General features: G+C 64.4%; 23 protein-coding genes. 11 read left to right on the forward strand and 12 right to left on the reverse strand.

Features of this window, described 5'->3' with window-relative positions; all coding sequences use genetic code 11:
* Nucleotides 1–344: 344 nt before the first annotated feature.
* The gene (tyrS, locus tag AC25M7_RS20575) at nucleotides 345–1,544 is read right to left on the reverse strand and encodes a tyrosine--tRNA ligase (RefSeq protein ID WP_028688997.1); all 1,200 of its coding nucleotides are present in this window, start codon (nucleotides 1,542–1,544) and stop codon (nucleotides 345–347) included.
* A gap of 213 nt (nucleotides 1,545–1,757) precedes the next feature.
* Here tyrS and AC25M7_RS20580 point away from each other — a divergent pair, with 213 nt between their 5' ends.
* Together AC25M7_RS20580 and AC25M7_RS20585 are read left to right on the forward strand one after the other, a co-directional pair.
* Nucleotides 1,758–3,173, forward strand: a complete 1,416-nt coding sequence (locus tag AC25M7_RS20580) for a peptidoglycan DD-metalloendopeptidase family protein (RefSeq protein ID WP_486971400.1) — start codon at nucleotides 1,758–1,760, stop codon at nucleotides 3,171–3,173.
* A 1-nt stretch (nucleotide 3,174) separates the two neighbouring features.
* On the forward strand, nucleotides 3,175–4,266 hold the full coding sequence (locus AC25M7_RS20585) for an anhydro-N-acetylmuramic acid kinase (RefSeq protein WP_062363011.1): 1,092 nt from the start codon (nucleotides 3,175–3,177) through the stop codon (nucleotides 4,264–4,266).
* Nucleotides 4,267–4,326: 60 nt separating this feature from the next.
* On the opposite strand, the gene erpA is transcribed toward AC25M7_RS20585, so the two are convergent.
* Together erpA and argC are read right to left on the reverse strand one after the other, a co-directional pair.
* On the reverse strand, nucleotides 4,327–4,677 hold the full coding sequence (gene erpA / locus AC25M7_RS20590) for an iron-sulfur cluster insertion protein ErpA (RefSeq protein ID WP_028689000.1): 351 nt from the start codon (nucleotides 4,675–4,677) through the stop codon (nucleotides 4,327–4,329).
* A gap of 145 nt (nucleotides 4,678–4,822) precedes the next feature.
* Complete coding sequence (gene argC, locus AC25M7_RS20595; RefSeq protein WP_028689001.1) at nucleotides 4,823–5,857, reverse strand: N-acetyl-gamma-glutamyl-phosphate reductase; 1,035 nt, start codon at nucleotides 5,855–5,857, stop codon at nucleotides 4,823–4,825.
* Between the two features lie 140 nt (nucleotides 5,858–5,997).
* Here argC and hemJ point away from each other — a divergent pair, with 140 nt between their 5' ends.
* The 7 genes from hemJ to AC25M7_RS20630 all read left to right on the forward strand — a co-directional run bounded on the left by hemJ (nucleotide 5,998) and on the right by AC25M7_RS20630 (nucleotide 10,837).
* Nucleotides 5,998–6,423 (forward strand): protoporphyrinogen oxidase HemJ, encoded by a 426-nt coding sequence (hemJ, locus tag AC25M7_RS20600; RefSeq protein WP_028689002.1) that lies wholly within the window; start codon nucleotides 5,998–6,000, stop codon nucleotides 6,421–6,423.
* A 30-nt stretch (nucleotides 6,424–6,453) separates the two neighbouring features.
* Nucleotides 6,454–7,410 carry an NAD(P)H-dependent flavin oxidoreductase gene (locus AC25M7_RS20605; protein ID WP_486971401.1) on the forward strand — a complete coding sequence of 319 codons (957 nt, stop codon included), beginning with the start codon at nucleotides 6,454–6,456 and terminating at the stop codon, nucleotides 7,408–7,410.
* A gap of 51 nt (nucleotides 7,411–7,461) precedes the next feature.
* Nucleotides 7,462–8,244 (forward strand): SDR family NAD(P)-dependent oxidoreductase, encoded by a 783-nt coding sequence (locus AC25M7_RS20610; protein ID WP_028689004.1) that lies wholly within the window; start codon nucleotides 7,462–7,464, stop codon nucleotides 8,242–8,244.
* Nucleotides 8,245–8,308: 64 nt separating this feature from the next.
* Nucleotides 8,309–8,647, forward strand: a complete 339-nt coding sequence (locus AC25M7_RS20615; RefSeq protein ID WP_028689005.1) for a histidine triad nucleotide-binding protein — start codon at nucleotides 8,309–8,311, stop codon at nucleotides 8,645–8,647.
* Nucleotides 8,648–8,713: 66 nt separating this feature from the next.
* Nucleotides 8,714–9,361 (forward strand): 2-polyprenyl-3-methyl-6-methoxy-1,4-benzoquinone monooxygenase, encoded by a 648-nt coding sequence (gene coq7 / locus AC25M7_RS20620; RefSeq protein WP_028689006.1) that lies wholly within the window; start codon nucleotides 8,714–8,716, stop codon nucleotides 9,359–9,361.
* Between the two features lie 10 nt (nucleotides 9,362–9,371).
* Nucleotides 9,372–10,409 carry a DUF2157 domain-containing protein gene (locus AC25M7_RS20625; RefSeq protein WP_486971402.1) on the forward strand — a complete coding sequence of 346 codons (1,038 nt, stop codon included), beginning with the start codon at nucleotides 9,372–9,374 and terminating at the stop codon, nucleotides 10,407–10,409.
* 2 nt (nucleotides 10,410–10,411) lie between these two features.
* A complete protein-coding gene (locus AC25M7_RS20630) occupies nucleotides 10,412–10,837 on the forward strand; it encodes a hypothetical protein (protein ID WP_062363002.1) in 426 nt (141 codons plus the stop codon).
* A gap of 20 nt (nucleotides 10,838–10,857) precedes the next feature.
* On the opposite strand, the gene AC25M7_RS20635 is transcribed toward AC25M7_RS20630, so the two are convergent.
* Nucleotides 10,858–11,280, reverse strand: coding sequence for an OsmC family protein (locus AC25M7_RS20635; RefSeq protein WP_028689009.1), 423 nt, complete (start codon nucleotides 11,278–11,280; stop codon nucleotides 10,858–10,860).
* A gap of 189 nt (nucleotides 11,281–11,469) precedes the next feature.
* Between AC25M7_RS20635 and crp the strand changes: the two genes are divergently transcribed.
* A complete protein-coding gene (gene crp, locus AC25M7_RS20640; RefSeq protein WP_028689010.1) occupies nucleotides 11,470–12,114 on the forward strand; it encodes a cAMP-activated global transcriptional regulator CRP in 645 nt (214 codons plus the stop codon).
* Nucleotides 12,115–12,252: 138 nt separating this feature from the next.
* Here crp and AC25M7_RS20645 read toward each other — a convergent pair whose 3' ends face one another.
* The 4 genes from AC25M7_RS20645 to AC25M7_RS20660 all read right to left on the reverse strand — a co-directional run bounded on the left by AC25M7_RS20645 (nucleotide 12,253) and on the right by AC25M7_RS20660 (nucleotide 15,567).
* Nucleotides 12,253–12,957, reverse strand: a complete 705-nt coding sequence (locus AC25M7_RS20645; protein WP_062362998.1) for a lipoate--protein ligase family protein — start codon at nucleotides 12,955–12,957, stop codon at nucleotides 12,253–12,255.
* Nucleotides 12,958–13,084: 127 nt separating this feature from the next.
* Complete coding sequence (trpC, locus tag AC25M7_RS20650; protein ID WP_062362995.1) at nucleotides 13,085–13,918, reverse strand: indole-3-glycerol phosphate synthase TrpC; 834 nt, start codon at nucleotides 13,916–13,918, stop codon at nucleotides 13,085–13,087.
* Nucleotides 13,915–14,964, reverse strand: a complete 1,050-nt coding sequence (gene trpD, locus AC25M7_RS20655) for an anthranilate phosphoribosyltransferase (RefSeq protein ID WP_028689013.1) — start codon at nucleotides 14,962–14,964, stop codon at nucleotides 13,915–13,917. The genes trpC and trpD overlap by 4 nt, the downstream gene beginning before the upstream one ends.
* A 9-nt stretch (nucleotides 14,965–14,973) precedes the next feature.
* A complete protein-coding gene (locus tag AC25M7_RS20660) occupies nucleotides 14,974–15,567 on the reverse strand; it encodes an aminodeoxychorismate/anthranilate synthase component II (RefSeq protein ID WP_028689014.1) in 594 nt (197 codons plus the stop codon).
* 377 nt (nucleotides 15,568–15,944) lie between these two features.
* On the opposite strand from AC25M7_RS20660, the gene estP reads away from it, so the two are divergent.
* The gene (gene estP / locus AC25M7_RS20665; protein ID WP_486971403.1) at nucleotides 15,945–17,849 is read left to right on the forward strand and encodes an esterase EstP; all 1,905 of its coding nucleotides are present in this window, start codon (nucleotides 15,945–15,947) and stop codon (nucleotides 17,847–17,849) included.
* Nucleotides 17,850–17,881: 32 nt separating this feature from the next.
* Here estP and trpE read toward each other — a convergent pair whose 3' ends face one another.
* The 4 genes from trpE to AC25M7_RS20685 all read right to left on the reverse strand — a co-directional run bounded on the left by trpE (nucleotide 17,882) and on the right by AC25M7_RS20685 (nucleotide 21,867).
* A complete protein-coding gene (gene trpE / locus AC25M7_RS20670) occupies nucleotides 17,882–19,360 on the reverse strand; it encodes an anthranilate synthase component I (RefSeq protein WP_028689016.1) in 1,479 nt (492 codons plus the stop codon).
* Between the two features lie 71 nt (nucleotides 19,361–19,431).
* Nucleotides 19,432–20,250 (reverse strand): phosphoglycolate phosphatase, encoded by an 819-nt coding sequence (locus AC25M7_RS20675; protein ID WP_069016572.1) that lies wholly within the window; start codon nucleotides 20,248–20,250, stop codon nucleotides 19,432–19,434.
* Nucleotides 20,247–20,921, reverse strand: coding sequence for a ribulose-phosphate 3-epimerase (gene rpe, locus AC25M7_RS20680; RefSeq protein ID WP_028689018.1), 675 nt, complete (start codon nucleotides 20,919–20,921; stop codon nucleotides 20,247–20,249). The genes AC25M7_RS20675 and rpe overlap by 4 nt, the downstream gene beginning before the upstream one ends.
* Nucleotides 20,922–21,039: 118 nt before the next feature.
* A complete protein-coding gene (locus tag AC25M7_RS20685) occupies nucleotides 21,040–21,867 on the reverse strand; it encodes an ABC transporter permease (protein ID WP_028689019.1) in 828 nt (275 codons plus the stop codon).
* Nucleotides 21,868–21,871 lie beyond the last annotated feature (4 nt).

The following is a 21,871-nucleotide window of genomic DNA, read 5'->3' on the forward strand; positions in this document are numbered from 1 at the left end:
TCACTTCAAACACTTGACTCGCTGCGATCTCTCGTAGCGGGAGGCGAATCATACAGCGTTACAACCTGCTGTCAACTGCCTTTTTCACCGCTGCCGATCGTTATACCGAAGCACCTCCGCCACCCTCTTCAACAATCAACTCTTTGATATTCAAGGAGTTTTTCGTCCCGATGTCGCTGGAAGTGGGGCGCATTATAAGGGGATCTGAAAGCCCGTCAACCGTTAATTTCATAAAAATCAAAAAGATCGCCTCAGAAGCCCTGGTACCTATATAAGCAGCCCCAATACAAAAGCGGGGAGGCCTACCGGCCTCCCCGCTTCTATATAGCTACACCACCGCGCCATCACTCAGCCTTGAGGCTGACCCGGGCAAACGCCTTTTTGCCCGCCTGGCACACATGGGTCGCACCAATCACGAACATGAAATCACGGTCGACCACCGCGCCATCCACCTTGACCGCACCAGCGCCGAGCAGATCCCGCGCCTGCGCCGAGTTCTTCACCAGGCCCGCCCGGTTCAGCACGGCGGCGATCGGCAGATCTTCAGCGGCGACCACTTCGATCTCCGGCAGGTCCTCGGGCAACTCGCCTTCCTTCATGCGATTGCCCGCGGCACGGTGCGCATTGGCCGCAGCCTCTTCACCATGGAAGCGGGCCACAATCTCCTCGGCCAGCTTGATCTTGATGTCGCGCGGGTTGGCGCCATTTTCTACATCCGCTCTGAACTGATCGATCTCTTCCATCGAACGGAAGCTCAACAGCTCGAAGTAACGCCACATCAAGGTGTCAGGAATCGACACAAGCTTGCTGTACATCACCCCGGGTGCTTCCTGGATACCGACATAATTGCCCAGCGACTTGGACATCTTCTTAACGCCATCCAGCCCTTCGAGCAGCGGCATGGTGACGATGTTCTGCGCCTCCTGACCGTAGGCGCGTTGCAGCTCGCGCCCCATCAGCAGGTTGAACTTCTGGTCGGTGCCACCTAGCTCGACATCGGCCTGCAAGGCGACGGAGTCGTAACCCTGCACCAGCGGATAGAGGAACTCATGGATCGCGATCGGCTGGTTGGTGGTGTAGCGCTTGTCGAAATCGTCGCGCTCGAGCATGCGCGCCACGGTGTACTGCGAGGCCAGGCGAATGAAGTCGGCAGGCGTGAGCTTGTCCATCCAGGTGGAGTTGAACGCCACCTCGGTCTTGGCCGGATCGAGGATCTTGAACACCTGCTGTTTATAGGTCTCGGCGTTGTCCAGCACCTGCTCGCGGGTCAGCGGCGGACGGGTGGCACTCTTGCCGCTCGGGTCACCAATCATGCCGGTGAAGTCGCCGATCAGGAAGATGACCTGATGCCCCAGCTCCTGGAACTGGCGCAGCTTGTTGATCAGCACCGTGTGGCCCAGGTGCAGGTCGGGCGCGGTTGGATCGAAGCCCGCCTTGATGCGCAGCGGTTGGCCGCGCTTGAGCTTCTCCACCAGTTCCGATTCGACCAGTACCTCTTCCGCACCGCGCTTGATAAGCGCCAGCTGCTCTTCAACCGACTTCATAGACAGACCCGCAACGCTAGGATTCAAGGGGAGCCAACCATACAAGATCGGCCATCAAATACAAGTTTCGCAAAGGATTGTGACCCGAACGGCGCACCGCAACGTCTACGCGCCCTTGCGTGAGAATGGATTTGGTTATATTTTATACAGTTATTTCATCTTCATCATGTCATTCATCTTTTCCATTTCACCTTTTTCAAAGTCACCTTATCTATGACCAACGAAACGCCTAAAGCGCCCCCGCTTTATCCGAAAAGCCATCTGTTGGCCGCCAGCGGCATTGCCGCCCTCCTCAGCCTGGCCTTGCTGGTCTTCCCTTCCAGCGAAGTGGAAGCCAAGAAAACCACCCTCAGCCTGGAGCTCGAGAGCCCGACAGAACAGCTCAAGGACGAATCCCGCGGCGCCTCCCTCCTAGAGGCCGGACAGAGCAGCGACTCGCCATTCGCCCAGATCGACGGCGCCGAGCCCGAGACCGCCAAGGCTGAACCGGCGCCGGCCCCTGCCTCCAAACCAGAAGAGAAGGCGCCAGGCCACCGTGAAGTGGTGGTCAGCCGCGGTGATACGCTTTCGACCCTGTTCAACAAGGTCGGCCTGCCGGCCAACGTCGTGCACGACGTGCTGGCGAGCAGCAAGCAGGCCAAGCAGTTCAGCCAGCTCAAGCACGGCCAGGTGCTGCAGTTCGAACTGGACAAGGATGGACAGCTGACCAGCCTGCACAGCAAGGTCAGCAATCTCGAGACCATCCGCCTGAACAAGACCGACAAGGGCTTCGCCTTCGAGCGCGAGATCAGCAAGCCGGTGGTCCGCACCGCCTACGCCCATGGCGTGATCAAGAGCTCGTTGTCCGCCTCCGCGCAGCGCGCTGGCCTGTCCCACAGCATGACCATGGACATGGCGCGCATCCTCGGCTACGACATCGACTTCGCCCAGGACATCCGTCCTGGCGACGAATTCGACGTGGTCTACGAGCAGAAGATGATGGACGGCAAGGTGGTCGGTACCGGCAATATCCTCTCCGCCCGCTTCACCAACCGCGGCAAGACCTACACCGCCGTGCGCTACACCAACAAGCAAGGCAACACCAACTACTACACCGCCGACGGCAACAGCCTGCGCAAGGCGTTCATCCGCACCCCGGTGGACTTTGCTCGCATCAGCTCGCGCTTCTCGGCAGGGCGCAAGCACCCGATTCTCAACAAGATCCGTGCGCACAAGGGCGTCGACTACGCCGCACCGCGCGGCACGCCGATCAAGGCCGCCGGCGACGGTCGCATCGAGCTGGCCGGCCGCCGCGGCGGCTACGGCAACACCGTGATCATCGCCCACGGCAATTCCTACAAGACGCTCTACGGCCACATGCAGGGTTTCGCCAAGGGCATCAAGACCGGCTCCAGCGTCAAGCAGGGACAGATCATCGGCTATATCGGCACCACCGGCCTGTCGACCGGCCCACACCTACACTACGAGTTCCAGGTCAACGGTGTCCACGTCGACCCGCTGAGCCAGAAGGTGCCGATGGCCGACCCGATCGCCAAGGCCGAGCGCCAACGCTTCAACCAGCAGAGCCAGCCCCTGATCGCCCGCATGGATCAGGAAAAGGCCACCCTGCTCGCCGCCAACAAGCGCTGACATGGCGCTCTACCTGGGGGTGATGTCCGGCACCAGCCTTGATGGCCTGGACATCGCCCTGATCGAACAAGACGAGCAGCTGCGGCTGCTCGCCACCCATTACATCCCCATGCCCGTCGACCTGCGCCAGGACCTGCTCGGCCTCTGCGCCAGCGGCCCCGACGAGATCGCCCGCGCGGCCCTGGCGGAAAACCGCTGGGCCACCCTGGCGGCCCAAGGCATCAATCACCTGCTGGCCGCCGAGGGCCTGGCCCCCGACGCCATTCGCGCCATCGGCAGCCACGGCCAGACGGTTCGCCATGAGCCGGCCCGTGGTTTTACCGTGCAGATCGGCAACCCGGCCCTGCTGGCCGAGCTCACTGGCATCTGCGTGGTGGGTGACTTCCGGCGCCGCGACGTGGCGGCGGGTGGCCAGGGCGCACCGTTGGTGCCAGCGTTTCACGAAGCCCTGTTCGGCCATCTCGGCCAGCGCCTGGCGATCCTCAACGTGGGGGGCTTCAGCAACCTGAGCCTGATCGAGCACGACCAGCCGGTACATGGCTTCGACTGCGGCCCGGGCAATGTGCTGCTGGATGCCTGGATCGAACGCAAGCAGGGTCAAGCGTTCGATGCCGACGGTGCCTGGGCGGCCAGCGGTAGCGTCCGCCAGGACCTGCTGAGCGCCCTGCTGAGCGACCCGTTCTTCGCCGGCAGCGGCCCGAAGAGCACCGGGCGCGAGGTATTCAACCTGCCCTGGCTGGACGCCCATTTGGCGCGCCTACCGGCTTACCGTGACGAAGATGTCCAGGCCACCCTGCTGGAGCTGACGGCGCGCAGCATCATCGACTCGCTGCGCCAGGCCCAGGACGACACCGAGGCCCTGCTGGTCTGCGGCGGGGGCGCGCGCAACGGTGCCTTGATGGCGCGCCTGGCAACCCTGCTGCCGGCTGCCGAGGTCGCCAGCACCGCCGCACATGGTGTGGACCCCGACTGGGTCGAGGCCATGGCCTTCGCCTGGCTGGCCCATTGCTGCCTGGAGAATATCCCGGCCAATCGTCCCAGCGTGACCGCCGCCCGCGGCCTGCGCATCCTCGGCGCGATCTACCCCGCCTGAACAACCGGCAGAATGCAAAACGCCGCGCAATTGCGCGGCGTTTTCACAGCAGGGTCCAGATCAGATCGAGAACGACGAACCGCAACCGCAGGTGGTGGTGGCGTTCGGGTTCTTGATCACGAAGCGCGAACCTTCCAGGCCTTCCTGGTAGTCGACTTCGGCACCGGCCAGGTACTGGAAGCTCATCGGATCGACGACCAGGGCGACACCTTCACGCTCGACGATGGTGTCGTCATCGGCCACCTCCTCATCGAAGGTGAAGCCGTACTGGAAGCCCGAGCAGCCGCCGCCCGTCACGAACACACGCAGCTTCAGCCGGTCGTTGCCCTCTTCGCTGACCAAGGTCTTGACCTTGTGCGCAGCCCCGGGGGTGAATTCCAAAGCCGTGGGGGTGAAGGTTTCGACACTCATGTTGATTCTCCCGGCGCAGTGCCGCCATAAAACTCGATGGCGCGTATTATCCGCTTGTCCGAGAAAATCGGTCAAGAATTGTGCGGCTTTAGTCGCCCCCATGAAAAAGGCCCGCGCGAGGCGGGCCCATGCAACGACTGGCCGCTTACGGCAGCAGGCCGGCGTGGGACAGGCCCATGCGCTCGTCGAGCCCGAACAGGATGTTGAGGTTCTGCACTGCCTGGCCCGACGCGCCCTTGACCAGATTGTCGATTACCGACAGCACCACCACCAGGTCACCGCCCTGAGGCCGGTGCACGGCGATGCGGCAGACGTTGGCACCGCGCACGCTGCGGGTTTCCGGATGGCTGCCGGCCGGCATCACGTCGACGAACGGTTCATTGGCGTAGCGTTTCTCGAACAGTGCCTGCAGGTCGACCGAGGTATCGGCGACCGTCGCGTACAGGGTGGCATGGATGCCGCGGATCATCGGGGTCAGGTGCGGCACGAAGGTCAGGCCAATGTCCTTGCCTGCCGCCTGGCGCAGGCCCTGGCTGATCTCCGGAAGGTGACGGTGGCCCTTGACCGCGTAGGCCTTCATGCTCTCCCCGGCCTCGCAGAACAGCGAACCTACAGCGGCGCCACGACCGGCTCCACTGACGCCCGACTTGCAGTCGGCGATCAGCCGCGACGGGTCGGCCAGACCGGCTTCCAGCAGCGGCAGCAAGCCCAGCTGGGTGGCGGTCGGATAGCAACCCGGCACGGCGATCAGGCGCGCCTGGCGGATCTTCTCGCGGTTCACCTCGGGCAGGCCGTAGACGGCGTCCTTGAGAAGCTCAGGGGCTCCATGGGGCTGGCCGTACCACTTGCCCCATTCGGCGGCGTCCTGCAGGCGGAAGTCGGCGGAAAGGTCGATGACCTTGGTGCCGGCCGCCAGCAGCTCGCCGGCCAGGGCGTGGGCAACGCCGTGGGGCGTGGCGAAGAACACCACGTCGCAGGCCGCCAGGGCCTTGCTGTCCGGCACGCTGAACGCCAGGCCGTCGTAGTGGCCGCGCAGGTTCGGGTACATGTCGGCAACCGCCACGCCCGCCTCGGATCGCGAAGTGATGACCGCCACTTCGGCCTGTGGGTGCTGCGCTAGCAGACGCAGCAGTTCGACACCGGTGTAACCCGTGCCGCCGACGATACCGACCTTGATCATGACGCTTGCCCCTTATCAACGAGACCACTGGAAAGCGCACGATAATAGGGGCCAAGGGCGCCTGTAACAACTCTTGGGATGACCCTTCGGGCCCTTGGCCTCTACTATCTGACGACCGTGAAAACCTGAAGGAACTCCCCATGCTCTATCTATGGATCAAGGCGCTGCATATCGTCAGTGTGGTCTGCTGGTTCGCCGGCCTGTTCTATCTGCCACGCCTGTTCGTCTATCACGCCCAGAGCCAGGACAGCATCAGCCTCGAGCGCTTCATCACCATGGAGCGCAAGCTGTACCGGGGCATCATGAACCCGGCGATGATCGCCACCTACGTGTTCGGCGGCTGGATGCTGTACTTGAATCCCGGCTGGCTGAGCCAGGGCTGGCTGCATGCCAAGCTCACCCTGGTGGCCCTGCTCACTGTCTACCATCACATGTGCGGCGCCCAGCGCAAACGCTTCGCCGCCGGCACCAACACCCGCAGCCATGTGTACTACCGCTGGTTCAACGAAGCACCGGTGCTGATGTTGCTGGGCGTCGTAATTCTCGTGGTGGTCAAGCCGTTCTGACGATATCAACCCGCCTACAGGAGTTTCGCCATGTCCCTGCCCGCCTCGCTCGAACACTGTTTGCGCTTGCCCCTGGTGGCGGCGCCTATGTTCCTGATCTCCAATCCCCGGCTGGTGCTCGCCTGCTGCGCCAATGGCGTGGCGGGCAGCTTCCCGGCCCTGAACCAGCGTGACAGCGCAGGGTTCAAGGCCTGGCTGGATGAGATCGAGGCCGGGCTGGCCAAGCTGCAGGCGCCCGCACCCTACGCGGTCAATTTGATCGTGCACCCGACCAATCCGCGCCTGCAGGCCGATCTGGCCCTGTGCGTGGAACATCGGGTGCCCATCGTCATCACCAGCCTCGGCGCGGTGAAGGAGGTGGTCGATGCAGTGCACAGCTATGGTGGCCTGGTGTTCCATGACGTGACCACCCGTCGTCACGCCGAGAAGGCCGCCGAGGCCGGTGTCGACGGGCTAATCGCCGTGGCGGCGGGTGCCGGCGGCCATGCAGGGACCTGGAGTCCGTTCGCCCTGGTCGCGGAGATCCGCCAGTTCTTCGACAAGACCCTGCTGCTGGCCGGCTGCCTGAACCATGGCCATGAACTGCTGGCCGCGCAATTGCTGGGGGCCGACCTCGGCTACATGGGCACCCGCTTCATCGCCACCCACGAGAGCCAGGCCCAGGACGCCTACAAGCAGATGATCCTGGGCGCCGGGGCCGCCGATATCGTGCATACCCCGGCGGTGTCCGGCATCCCCGCCAGCTTCCTGCGCCAGAGCCTGGAGCAGGCCGGCTACGACCTGGCGGCGCTGAAGAGCGGCCATGACGCCGGCAAGCTCAAGCCACTGGATGACGAGGCCAAGGCCTGGAAGACAGTCTGGTCGGCCGGCCAGGGTGTCGGCGAGATCCACGACCTACCCAGCGTCGGCGAGCTGATCGGGCGCCTGCAGGACGAATACCGGGCCGCCCTGGCGCGCAGCCAGCAGCTGCGCAGCAACGCCTTGTAGCAAATTGGCCAGGCTGTACACTAGGCGCCCCTTACACCCCAGGAGCCTTGCATGACCCGTTACGCCATGATCACCGGAGCTTCCAGCGGCCTGGGCCTGGCCCTGGCGGAAGCCCTGGCACGGCGCGGGCGCAACCTGATCCTGGTGGCGCGCCAGCGCGAGACGCTGGAGCCGGTGGCCATCGAGCTCACCCAACGCTTTGGCGTGGAAGTGCTGTTTCGTGCCTGCGATCTCAGCCAGCCTCTGCGCCTGTCGGGCTTCGTCCTCGAGCTGGAGGAAGGCGAGCGGCGCATCGACCTGCTGGTGAATTGTGCGGGGCAGCGCACCTACGGGCCGTTCCTGGCCCATGAATGGGCCGATGAACAGGACCTGTTGGAGGTCAATATCCTCGCCCTGAGCCGCCTGTGCCACGCCATCGGCAACCTGATGGCGATCCAGGGCGGCGGGCAGATCCTCAACGTCGCGGGGCTGGCCGGAGTCGCACCGGGCCCGTGGATGGCCGCCTACGCGGCGAGCAAGGCCTATGTGCTGAGTTTTTCCGAGGCCCTGCGCGAGGAACTGGGGCGCACCGGGATCAAGGTCTCGGTGCTGTGCCCGGGGCCGGTGCGCTCGGCCAGGCGCCGCATCCCACGGCTCGACGGCAACAGCCGCTGCCTGAGCCCCGAGGAGATCGCCCTGGACACCGTCCGCGCCCTGGACCGCAACCGCGCGCTGATCCTGCCCGGCCGGCGCAACCGCTGGCTGGCCTTCGTCCCGCGCCTGCTGCCGCGCTGGCTGACGCGCAAGCTGGCTGGGCTGATCCATCGCCGCTATTGCCCGATCGGCATGGAATAGCCACTGGGCGAGCGGTGCGGGGCTCAGTACACTCATCCCGGACACTCACCATGGAGCAAGTGCTGTGGAGACTATCTTCACCAAGATCATCAACCGGGAGATTCCGGCAAAGATCATCTACGAGGACGACCAGGTTCTGGCCTTCCACGATATCGCCCCCCAAGCGCCAGTGCATTTTCTGGTCATTCCGAAAAAGCCCATCCGTACGCTCAACGACCTGACCGAAGAAGATAAGGGCCTGGCCGGCCACATCCTGTTCACCGCCCAGCGCCTGGCCCGGGAACTCGGCTGCGAAGAGGGCTTCCGCGTGGTGATGAACTGCAACGAGCAGGGCGGCCAGACCGTCTACCACATCCACATGCACGTGCTTGGCCAGCGCCAGATGCACTGGCCGCCGGGCTGATCCAAGGCAAGCCTGCCCAGGAGTATTGAGGTAGACTGTCGGGCATCACTTCAGCGGAGGTGCCCGATGGCTACCGAACGTCACTACTCGCCGCTCGACCGCTTGTTGCTGCAGGCCGATACCGCCATGCGCACCTTGCTGCCCTTCAGCGGCCAACCCGCCCGCCCTTCCCCGGCGATCGTCCAGCCGGACGCCGAACTCGATGAACAACAGACCCGCCATATCGCCGGCCTGATGCGCATCAACCACACCGGCGAAGTCTGCGCCCAGGCGCTGTACCAGGGCCAGGCCCTGACCGCCAAGCTGCCCCAGGTACGCAAGGCCATGGAGCATGCGGCGGAAGAAGAAATCGACCACCTAGCCTGGTGCGAGCAGCGCATTCGCCAGCTCAACAGCCACCCCAGCGTGCTCAATCCGGTGTTCTACGGCCTGTCGTTCGGCATCGGCGCCCTCGCCGGGCTGGTCAGCGACAAGGTCAGCCTGGGCTTCGTCGCCGCCACCGAGCATCAGGTGTGCAAGCACCTGGACGAACACCTGGAGCAGATCCCCGAGCACGACGGCAAGTCCCGCGCCATCCTCGAACAGATGCGTGTCGACGAGGAGCACCACGCCGAGTCCGCGCTGGAAGCCGGCGGCTACCGTTTCCCGGCCCCCGTGCGCTTCGGCATGAGCCTGCTGGCCAAGGTCATGACCAAGAGCACCTACCGAATCTGAGACGCGCACCATGGAACGTTTCGACGCCAGGGACCTGGCACGCGCCGTGAGCGCCGGCGTGCTGCAGCCTGGTCAGGACCAGGCCTTGCTGGCCTTCCTGCGCCAGCAGCCAGAAAGCCGCGCCAGCTTCCAGCTGGCCCACGTTGCCTTTTACCTCGGCGCCCTGCTGATCATGGGCGCCATGGGCTGGCTGCTCACCGAAGCCTGGATGCGTATCGGCGACGGTGCACTGCTGGCCATCGCCCTGCTCTACATCGGCGGGATCACCCTGCTCGCCCTGTCGCTGCAGCGACGCAACCAGCCTGTCGCGGCCGGCGTGCTGGCCGCCGTGGCGGTCAGCATCGTGCCGCTGGCGGTGTTCGCCATCGAGCGCCTGGCAGGCTGGTGGCCGCTGGACGACGCCCAGGGCGACTACCACCAATACTACACCTACGTGCAGGGTGGCTGGTTGGCAATGGAGGCGGCGACGGTACTGGCCGGGCTGCTGATGCTTCGCCTGATTCCCTTCCCTTTCATCGTCATGCCAATCGCGGTGGCCCTGTGGTTCATGTCCATGGACCTGAGCGAGTGGTTCCATGGCGACCTGTTCAGCTGGGAGCAACGGCGCACGGTCTCGCTGTGGTTCGGCCTGGGCCTGCTGTTGGTATTCCTGGTGATCGACGGACGCACCCGCCGTGACTATGCCTTCTGGGGCTATCTCGCCGGCCTGGCGGCGTTCTGGGGCGGGCTGACGCTGATGGACAGCGGCAGCGAATGGGGCAAGGCGCTGTACTGCCTGATCAACCTGGGGCTGATGGGCTTGGCCGTCCTGCTGCGCCGCCCGGTGTTCATGGTGTTCGGAGCGATGGGGGTGGCGGCCTACCTGGGGTATCTGTCCTACGAGGTGTTCGCCGATTCCCTGTTGTTCCCGGTCATACTGACCTTGATCGGCCTCGGCGTGATCGGTCTCGGCGTGCTTTACCAGAAGCGACGTGAGGCATTGAGCGAGCAACTGCGGGCACAGCTACCCGAACGCCTGTTGCAGCTGCTGCCGGCATTGCGTCGCTGAACATGGGACGATCGCTCGCCCGGCTGTTGCAGGGCCTTGCCCTGATCCCGGTCGCCTATCTGTTCGTTTGCCTGATGGTCGCCAGTGTCGGGCAAAGCACTTTGAGCCTGGAACTGCCGACACTTACCGACCCTGACAGCAATAGCACCGCCGAGCTGATGCTCGGCACACTGCCCGCGCAGCTGCTGTTCCTGCTGCTCAGCGTGTTTTTTGCCAGCCGCCAACTGCTGGTCGGCACGTTCGTGCTCGCTGGCACTTTGGCTGCGTGGCTGCAGTGCCAGGTGTTTGCCGAACACTTCGGCACCACCTGGAGCAGCAACGAGATCCTCACGCTGCTCGGGGTGAATACGCCCTGGCTGGTGCTTGCGCTGACCCCGGGGCTCGCATTGCTGCTAGGTATCGAACGCCTGCACAAGCAAAGCGCCTGACCGGCAGGCGCTGGCTTCGATCAACCGAGTTCGACGATTTCGTAACCGTGCGTGATCTCGACGCCCGCGCGATCCAGCATAATCGAGGCCGAGCAGTACTTCTCCGCCGACAACTCGACCGCACGCTTGACCTGCGCCTCCTTCAACCCGCGGCCCTTGACCACGAAGTTGAGGTGGATCTTGGTGAACACCTTCGGGTCTTCACTGGCGCGTTCGGCCTCCAGGAAGGCCTCGCAGCTTTCCACGGCCTGGCGCGATTTCTTGAGGATGCTGACCACGTCGAAACTGCTGCAGCCACCCAGGCCGAGCAGGAGCATCTCCATCGGGCGCACGCCCAGGTTGCGGCCTCCGGCTTCAGGTGGGCCATCCATGACCACGACATGGCCGCTCCCCGACTCGCCGAGGAACATCGCTTCACCGGCCCACTGGATGCGTGCCTTCATCTATCCGGACTCCCGATTTCGTAAAAGGGTGTCAGCTTAGACCTTGCGAGGCTGTCGGAAAAGCTCAAGCCGCGTCGCTTTTGTGCCGATTCAAGTTGAAGTGTCTGATAAGCTGGCGCCAAATGACTGGCGCGTGCTGCCAGGCGCCTCTATAAAAAGCCAATGCGTCGCATCGAACAGGATTTCGTGATGGTCTCCTCAGCCCTGCCACCCAAGATCAAGAACATCGACAAGCTGCTGGCCCACTGCCAACGCCGTCGCTACGCCGCCAAGAGCAATATCATCTGTGCCGGCGACCGGGCCGATACCTTGTCGTTCATCATCAAGGGCTCGGTGACCATCCTGATCGAGGACGACGACGGTCACGAGATGATCATCGCCTACCTCAACAGCGGTGATTTCTTCGGCGAGCTGGGGCTGTTCGAGCCCGCCGGCCAGGAACATCAGCGCAGCGCCTGGGTGCGCGCCAAGACCGAGTGCGAAGTGGCCGAGATCGGCTACGACAAATTCCGTGAACTGGTACGCCTGGAGCCGGAAATACTCTATGCCCTGGGCAGCCAGATGGCCCAGCGCCTGCGCAACACCACCCGCAAGGTCGGCGACCTGGCGTTTTTCGATGTGACCGGCCGGGTTGCCCGTTGCCTGCTCGACCTGTGCAAGCAACCCGACGCCATGACACACCCCGACGGCATGCAGATCAAGATCACACGCCAGGAGATCGGTCGTATCGTCGGTTGTTCACGGGAGATGGTCGGCCGCGTCCTCAAGGACCTCGAGGAGCGCAGCCTGGTGCAGGTCAAGGGTAAAACCATGGTGGTCTACGGCACCCGTTAGGCTCTGTACGAAATGTATCTGCACTCGCCCATACTGCGTTGAAACGGGGCTCGGAATGCTCATGTACTCCAGTACACTCCGCTTCCTCCCCCCGTTTCGCCTTGTCTGGCCTTCGCGCAGACACATTTCGTACAGACCCTAGTCCTGTGGCAGTTCCGCCAGTACTTGCTCATAGGCCCGGCTCAGACGCTCGAACCAGGGAGCCGCAGGCGCCACCTCGTGCAAGGCGATATGGCTGTCGGCGCGGCAACGCTGATCCAGATCGCAGCACTCATTAAAGCGGTTGACCGCCGCGACCATCGATTCGCGTTCGTTGTCCAGCAACAGCGCGCCATGCACCAACACCACCGGGCGCTTGCCCCCCAGCCCCTGGCGCCAGCGCTGGGCGGTGCCGACCAGCTTGCGACCATTGAGGTTGACGTTGTAGCGGCCATCGCAGAAGGCGCCGTCAATCTCACCCACCGAGGCGACACCGCCCCATTCGCGAAGGACATCGCACAGCGGCAGGCACAGGCGCTCGTAGGCATTCTCGATGCGGCCCTGGTCGCCCTCGCTGCGCGGGGCCACGTAGACCAGCGCCACATTGACGGTCGCATGGGATTGCGGCACCGGTTCGCCACCGGTTTCGCGCAGCAGCACCGGCCAGCCAGCGATGGCCAGCTCGGCGCAGGCGGCCTCGAAGTTTTCCAGGCGGCTCATGCGCCGGGGCATGACCAGGGCATGGTCGGTCGGACGCCAGAACAGCACGCCACATTCGCGCTCGCCGCGGCAGACGGCGGCCAGCAGGTCCTGCTCGGCATGCAGGCCTTGTTCGACGGTGAGGGCCAGGGGTTGATCGGTCATTGATCTACCTTTGATGTGATGTTCACCGGCCTCATCGCGGGGCAAGCCCGCTCCCACGTTGGGACTGTCTCGCGATGAAACCCTCGAATACAAAAAAGCCGGCAAACGATGCCGGCTCTCTGTTCGATCAGTCCAGTTGCTGAACGGTCTTCTTCACCTGTTCGGGGAAGAACAGCCGCTGCAGCTCCAACCCTGGCTGCTCGGCGCGCATGAACGCCTCGCCGACCAGGAACGAATACACCTCGTTGATTTCCATCAGCTCGACATCGGCACGGTTGAGGATGCCGCTCTCGGTGATGGCCAGGCGATCGCGGGGGATGCGCGGCAGCAAGTCGAGGGTCGTCTCCAGACTGACTTCGAAGGTATGCAGGTTGCGGTTGTTGACCCCGACCAACGGTGTGTCGAGGATCTTCAACGCACGCTCCAGCTCATCGCCGTCATGCACTTCGACCAGCACGTCGAGGCCGACGTCCTTGGCGGTGGCGGCCAGCTCGGCCATCTTCACGTCGTCCAGCGCCGAGACGATCAGCAGCACGCAGTCGGCGCCCAGCGCACGGGCCTCGACGATCTGGTACGGATCGACCATGAAGTCCTTGCGGATCACCGGCAGCGAACCGGCGGCACGTGCCTGCTGCAGGTAGACGTCGGCACCCTGGAAGTAATCCACGTCGGTCAGCACCGACAGGCAGGTCGCCCCACCCTTCTCATAGCTGACGGCAATCTCCGCCGGCACGAAGTTTTCGCGAATCACGCCCTTGCTTGGCGAGGCCTTCTTGATTTCGGCGATTACCGCCGGCTGCTTGCGCGCAGCCTGCTCGATCAGTGCCCTGGCAAAGCCGCGGGGCGCATCGGCCGCCTTGGCCAGGCGTTCGAGTTCACCCAGGCTGACCCGCGCGCTGCGCTCGGCCACTTCCTGGAATTTGCGGGCGATGATCCTTTCCAGCACGGTTGGTACGCTCATGCTTCGTTCTCCACCTTGAATACCGCGGTAAAGGCGCCCAGCTCCTGCAGTTTTTCCCAGGCCAACCCGGTGTGCAGCACATCGTGGGCCAGTTCGACACCCTGGGCCAGGGTCATCGCGTGGTCGGCGGCATACAGCGCCGCGCCGGCGTTGAGCACGATCATCTCGGCGGCCTTCTGGCCGTTCTCGGTCTTGCGTCGGCCCAGGGCGTCACGGATCAGTTCCAGCGAAGCCTGCGGCCCCTCGACTGCCAGGCCATGCAAGCTCTGGCTCTTCATGCCGAGGTCTTCGGGCTCGACCCAGTATTCGGTGATCTGGTCATTCTTCAGTTCGGCGACGAAGGTCGGCGCGGCCAGGCTGAATTCGTCCAGGCCGTCCTTCGAATGCACCACCAGCACATGCTTGCTGCCCAGGCGCTGCAGCACCTCGGCCAACGGGCGGCACAGGGCCTGAGTGAAAACCCCGACCACCTGGTGTTTCACGCCGGCCGGATTCGTAAGCGGGCCGAGCATGTTGAACAGGGTACGCAGCCCCAAATCGCGACGAGGGCCGGCGGCGTGCTTCATTGCACTGTGATGGGTCTGGGCGAACATGAAGCCGATGCCGAGGCTGTCGATGCAGCGGGCGACCTGCACCGGGGTCAGGTTCAGGTAGATACCGGCGGCTTCCAGCAGGTCGGCGCTGCCGCTCTTGCCGGAGACGGCACGGTTACCATGCTTGGCCACGGTGCAGCCGGCCGCGGCCAGGACAAAGGCCGAAGCAGTCGATACGTTGAAGATGTTGGCGCCATCGCCACCGGTGCCGACGATGTCGACCACGCCGTCGAGGGTCTTCAGCTCGACCTTGTCGGCCAGCTCACGCATCACCGACACCGCACCGACGATTTCGTCGATGCTCTCGCTCTTCATGCGCATGCCCATGAGGAAAGCGCCGATCTGCGCCTCAGTGCACTGGCCAGTCATGATCTGGCGCATGACGTCGCGCATTTCCTCGGTGGACAAATCCAGGTGGCCGACGATACGGCTCAAAGCGGTCTTGATATCCATGATCGGTCCTTAACGGCGTCCGCCGGTCTGCTTGAGGAAATTGGCGAACAGCTCGTGGCCCTGCTCGGTGAGGATAGATTCAGGGTGGAACTGTACCCCTTCGACGTTCAGGGTTTTATGACGCAGGCCCATGATTTCGTCGACAGTGCCATCTTCGTGGGCGGTCCAGGCGGTCACTTCCAGGCAGTCGGGCAGGGTTTCACGCTTGACCACCAGCGAGTGGTAGCGGGTCACGGTGAGCGGGTTGTTCAGGCCGGCGAACACGCCCAGGTCGCGGTGCAGCACCGGGCTGGTCTTGCCATGCATCACCTGGCGGGCGCGCACCACGTCACCGCCGAAGGCCTGGCCGATGGACTGATGGCCCAGGCAGACGCCCAGGATCGGCAGCTTGCCGGCGAAGTGCAGGATGGCCTCGATGGAGACCCCGGCTTCGCTCGGCGTGCACGGCCCCGGGGAGACGACGATGCGCTCGGGGTTAAGGGCTTCGATCTGGGCGATGGTCATTTCGTCATTGCGAATGACCTTGACCTCCGCACCCAGCTCGCCAAGGTACTGCACGACGTTGTAGGTGAAGGAGTCGTAGTTGTCGATCATCAGTAACATCTGCAACGAACCTCTTGAATACTGACTTTTGATTCGAGCCTTCCGCTGCCGCTCATGAATGCGGCCGAGCCCGCACGGGGCGGTTGACGGAACAAGTGGGGAAGGCAAACGGGGACGGGCCGGGCGAACCGGCAGGAGAAAAAGTCAGGCGCGCCAACGCCAACGGGCGACGGCCTTGATAACGCGCATCAAGAGTTTGCTGACGATCAACACAGGGTAGGTCTCGTTCATACGTTCCGGGACAGTAACCTACCGGGGCGGCGGGTGCAATATGCCCCCTAAACACCGGGAAACCATTGCCATGCTGGGCAAAGACCGGCGATTTGCTATGGTCATGCGGCTTGCCTTCATAAAAACAACGAAAAGGATATTCATGCATGCGCAAGACCCCCTTCCTGCACGCCACCCTCGGCATGCTCGCCCTCGCCTGCAGCCAGGCCACCTTGGCCGCGCCCTCCCCCTACGCGTCGCTCATCGTCTTCGGTGACAGCCTCAGCGACGCCGGGCAGTTTCCCGACCTGACCGGCGGCACGCCAGGCATGCGTTTCACCAACCGCGATGCCAATGGCAACTACGCGCCGGTATCGCCAATGATCCTGGGTGGCAAGCTGGGCTTCTCCGGTACCAGCCTGGGCCCTTCGACGTCGCTGACCAACCAGCTCCAAGGCACGCCGGATGGCAACAACTGGGCCGTGGGCGGCTACACCACGCAGCAGATCCTCGACTCGATCACCGACACCTCGCAAGCCGTCATCCCACCCGGTCGTCTCGGCGCGGGCACGGTGCTGCGCGAGCGTGACGGCTACCTGGCCAACGGCCTGCGGGCCGATCCCAATGCCCTGTACTACCTGACCGGTGGCGGCAACGACTTCCTCCAGGGCCTGGTCAACAGCCCCGCCGACGCGGCCGCCGCCGGTGCCCGTCTGGCGGCCAGCGCCCAGGCGCTGCAACAGGGCGGCGCGCGTTACATCATGGTCTGGCTGCTGCCGGACCTGGGGCAAACGCCGAACTTCAGCGGCACGCCCCAGCAAGGGCCGCTGTCGCAACTGTCCGGCGTGTTCAACCAGTCGCTGGTCAACCGGCTCGGACAGATCGACGCAGAGATCATCCCGCTGAATGTCCCGGCACTGCTGCGGGAGGCCCTGACCAGTCCCGCCCTGTTCGGCCTGGCCGCCGACCAGAACCTGGTCGGCACCTGCTACAGCGGCGACGGCTGCGTGGGCAACCCGGTCTACGGGGCGAACGGCACGACGCCGGACCCGACCCGGCTGCTGTTCAACGACTCGGTGCACCCGACCATCGCCGGCCAGCAACTGATTGCCGACTATGCCTATTCGATCCTCGCCGCGCCCTGGGAGCTGACACTGCTGCCGGAAATCGCCCACGCCAGCCTCCGCGCCCACCAGGATGAGCTGCGCAATCAGTGGCAGACGCCCTGGCAGGCGGTCGGTCAATGGCAGGCGTTCGTCGCCACCGGTGGCCAGGACCTGGACTTCGGCAGCCAGCGCAGCGCCGCCAGTGGCGACGGGCGCGGCTACAACCTGACCCTCGGCGGCAGCTATCGGCTGGATGACGCCTGGCGCGTGGGGCTGGCGGCGGGCGTATACCGGCAAAAGCTCGAGGCCGGCCAGGAAGATTCCGACTACAAACTCGACAGCTACCTGGCCAGCGCCTTCGCCCAGTTCCGTCAGGATCACTGGTGGGCCGATGCGGTACTGACCGCCGGGCATCTGGACTATCGCGACCTCAAGCGCACCTTCGCCCTGGGCGTTGGTGAGCGCAGCGAGAAAGGCGACAGCGATGGCGAGGCCTGGGCCGTCACTGGCCGGGTGGGCTACAACCTGGCGGCCGAGAGCAGCCGCTGGCAACTGGCGCCGTTCATCAGCGCCGACTATGCGCGGGTCAAGGTCGATGGATATGAGGAGAAGAGCGGCCGCTCCACGGCGCTCGGTTTCGACGATCAGGAGCGCACGTCACGCCGGCTGGGGGCCGGCCTGCTGGGGAGCGTGCAGCTCCTGCCGACGACCAGGTTGTTTGCCGAGGTGGCCCGCGAGCACGAGTTCGAAGACGACCAGCAGGACTTGCGCATGCACCTGACCAGCCTGCCGGCGAACGACTTCACCTTGACCGGCTATACGCCGCACAGCAACCTGACCCGCGCCAGCCTGGGGCTGACCCATGAACTGGTGCCGGGGGTGAACCTGCGGGGGAACTACAACTGGCGCAAGAGTGATGAGTTGCGCCAGCAGGGCGTGAGCGTGGCGTTGAGCCTGGACTTCTGAGTTGTCGGGGCCGCGTTGCGGCCCCGATCCATTTACTTGGAGGTCTGCTCGGCCAGCGCCACCGCGCGGAACATCGCCCGGCGCTTGTTGATGGTTTCTTCCCACTCCAGCGCCGGCACCGAGTCGGCGACGATGCCACCACCGGCCTGCACATGCAGTTCGCCGTCCTTGATCACCGCGGTACGGATGGCGATGGCGGTATCCATGTTGCCGTTCCAGGCAAAGTAGCCCACAGCGCCACCGTAGACGCCGCGCTTGACCGGCTCCAGCTCGTCGATGATCTCCATGGCACGGATCTTCGGCGCGCCGGAAAGGGTACCGGCCGGCAGGATCGCCCGCAGCGCGTCCATGGCCGTCAGCCCCTCATCCAGCTGGCCGGTGACGTTGGACACGATATGCATGACGTTCGAGTAACGCTCGATTACCATTTTCTCGGTCAGGCGCACGCTGCCGGTGGCCGACACACGGCCCACGTCGTTGCGGCCCAAGTCGATGAGCATCAGGTGCTCGGCGATTTCCTTGTCGTCCGACAGCAGGTCGTCTTCCAGCGCCCTGTCGGCTTCTTCGGTGGCCCCGCGCGGGCGGGTGCCGGCGATCGGCCGCACGGTGACCAGGTTGTCCTCGACCCGCACCAGCACTTCTGGCGAGCTGCCGACCACGTGGAAGTCGCCGAAGTTGAAGAAGTACATGTACGGCGTCGGGTTGAAGCAGCGCAGCGCCCGGTACAAGTCGATGGGCGCGGCCTTGAAGTCGATGGACATGCGCTGGGACGGCACCACCTGCATGCAGTCGCCGGCCAGGATGTACTCCTTGATGCGTCCCACGGCATTTTCGTAGTCGGTTTGTGTGTAGCTGGAGCGGAATGCCGGCTCGGCGGCCATCGGCCCGCTCAGGTCCAGGCCGCGGCGCGGGGTGATCGGTTGGCGCAGGGTGTCCAGAAGCCCCTGCAGGCGGGCCTGCCCTTGCTCGAAGGCCTGCGCCTCGGCCGGGTCGACCAGCACGATGGCGTGCATCTTGCCCGCCAAGTTGTCGAAGACCACCACGGCATCGGAGACCATCAACAGGATATCCGGCACCCCCAGCGGATCCGGATTGGGGCTGGCGCCCAGGCGTTTTTCCACATAACGCACGCAGTCGTAGCCGAAATAGCCCACCAGGCCGCCGTTGAAACGTGGCAATCCAGGAATGTCGGCGACCTTGTAGCGATCCTTGAACGCCTCGACGAAGGCCAGCGGATCCTCGACGTCATGGCTTTCCACCTCGACGCCATCCTGCAGGATGCTGACGTGGTAACCGTGCACGCGCAGCACGGTGCGCGACGGCAGGCCGATCATCGAATAGCGGCCCCACTTCTCGCCGCCCTGCACGGACTCGAGCAGGTAGGAGTTGGGTTGGTCGGCCAGCTTCAGGTAGATCGACAGCGGGGTGTCGAAGTCGGCCAGGGTTTCGCAGGCCAGGGGAATGCGGTTGTAGCCGGCAGCGGCCAGGCGCAGGAATTCTTCGCGGGTCATGTGTAGCCTCAGGGCAAGCAGCAATGGGGAGCGGGCAAACGGATGTACCGGCAGGCGCCGGTGGGCAGAAGTCAGGCGCGCCAGCGCCAGCGGGCGAGTGCCTTGATGACTTTCATCCAGAATTTGCCGGTAACCACCACGTTGTTGTCTCTGCTTTGCGGGGCTTGAAGGTCCGCCAACGTTATCCCAGTGTCGGTGACTAAGCAACCGGGCAGCAGCAGGCGCAGGTCGTCGATGACCAGGCTGGGCGACTCGTCGTCGATCGGCCGGCCATGGTTGTAGCCGTAGCTCAGGCCGACACACTGGACGCCGGCGGCCTTGGCGGCCAGCACGTCGCTGCGCGAATCGCCGACGAACAGCGATTGTTCGGCACTGACGCCGGCCATTTTCATGACGAACAGCAGCGCCGCCGGGTCGGGCTTTTTCTGCGCCAGGGTGTCGCCGCCGATGATCCAGCGGAAGTAGCGACCGATCTTCATCTGGTCGAGCAAGGGGGCGACGAAGCGTTCGGGTTTGTTTGTGATCAGCGCCATCTCCACGCCCTGCTTGCGCAGCCAGCGCAGGGTGTCGCGCACGCCGGGGTAGACCACGGTGAGGTCATGGTTGTCGGCATAGGCCTCCATGAACAGCGCCAGCGCGCGCTCGGCCAGCTCGTCGTCCACCGCGGCGTGATCGATATCGCCGGCCAGGGCCCGGCGCACCAGCACCTGGGCACCATTGCCGACCCAGTGGCGCACCGCCTCCAGGCCTGCGGGCGGTCGCCCGAGTTCGAGCAGCGTGCGGTCGACGGCTGCGGCCAGGTCGGGTACCGAATCGATCAGGGTGCCATCCAGATCGAACATCACCAGCCTGGGCAGTGTCCCCGGGAACAGCTGCTCGAAGCCGCTCATGCGCGTGCCAGCGCCATTTCGGCACGCATCTTGTCGATGACTTCCTTGTAGTCCGGGGCGTTGAAGATCGCCGAACCGGCCACGAAGGTGTCAGCGCCGGCGGCGGTGATCTCACGGATGTTGCCCACGTTGACGCCGCCGTCGATCTCCAGGCGGATGTCGCGGCCGCTGGCATCGATCAGGGCGCGGGCCTCGCGCAGCTTGTCGAGGGTGCCGGGGATGAACTTCTGCCCGCCGAAGCCAGGGTTGACGCTCATCAGCAGGACCATGTCGACCTTGTCCATCACGTACTTCAGCGCATCCAGGCCGGTAGCCGGGTTGAACACCAGGCCAGCCTTGCAGCCGCCGTCGCGGATCAGTTGCAGCGAGCGGTCGATGTGCTGGCTGGCTTCCGGGTGGAAGGTGATGTAGGTCGCGCCAGCTTCAATGAAGTCGCCGATGATGCGGTCGACCGGGCTGACCATCAGGTGCACGTCAATCGGCGCGGTCACGCCGTACTTGCGCAGGGCGCTGCAGACCATCGGGCCGATGGTCAGGTTGGGCACGTAGTGGTTGTCCATGACATCGAAGTGGACGATGTCGGCCCCGGCGGCCAGGACCTTGTCGACGTCCTCGCCCAGGCGGGCGAAATCGGCGGACAGAATGGAGGGGGCAATAGCGTAGGGCTGCATGGCGCACCTGTTGGGCAGAATCACGGTGGCGCGCATTGTAACTCAGGGAAGCCGATGAGGGCTGATCGGTATCAACAGGCGCCCGACAGGGGGCGCCAAGCGCCCCTTTTCGCGGCAGTCAGGCTGGCTGCTGGGTTCTGAGCTTCTCGCTGCGCCCGCGCAACCACTCCAGGGTCAGCAGCAGGATCACCGAGAAGGCGATCAGCAAGGTGGCCGCCGCCGCGATGGTCGGGCTCAGGTTCTCGCGTATGCCGCTGAACATCTGCCGTGGCAGGGTTGCCTGCTCGGGCCCTGCGAGGAACAGGGTCACCACCACCTCATCGAACGACGTGGCGAAGGCGAACAACGCCCCGGAGATCACCCCAGGGGCGATCAGCGGCAAGGTCACCCGACGGAAGGCCAGCAATGGCGAGGCCCCCAGGCTAGCTGCCGCGCGCACCAGGTTGTAGTTGAAACCCTGCAGCGTCGCCGACACGGTGATGATCACGAACGGCACGCCCAGCACCGCGTGCACCAGGATCAGCGAGGTAAAGCTGTTACCCATGCCCAATGGGGCGAAGAACAGGTAGCTGGCCACGCCGATGATCACCACCGGTACCACCATCGGCGAGATCACCAGCGCCATCACCAGCGACTTACCGGGGAAGTCGCCCCGAGTCAGGCCGATCGCCGCCAGGGTGCCGAACACCATGGCCAGCACCGTGGCCGCCGGAGCCACGATGATGCTGTTCTTCAGGGCGCGCATCCATTCGGCGGAGGCGAAGAAGTCCTGGTACCAGTGCAGCGAAAAACCTTGCAGTGGATACACCAGGAAGCTCCCGCTGTTGAACGACAGCGGGATGATCACCAGCACCGGCAGTACCAGGAACAACAGGATCAGACCGCACAGGATGCGCAGGCTGTAGAACCACACCCGTTCCACGGGCGACATGTAGGGGCTCAGCATGACA

It is taken from the genome of Pseudomonas sp. P106(2024) (assembly GCF_057480815.1).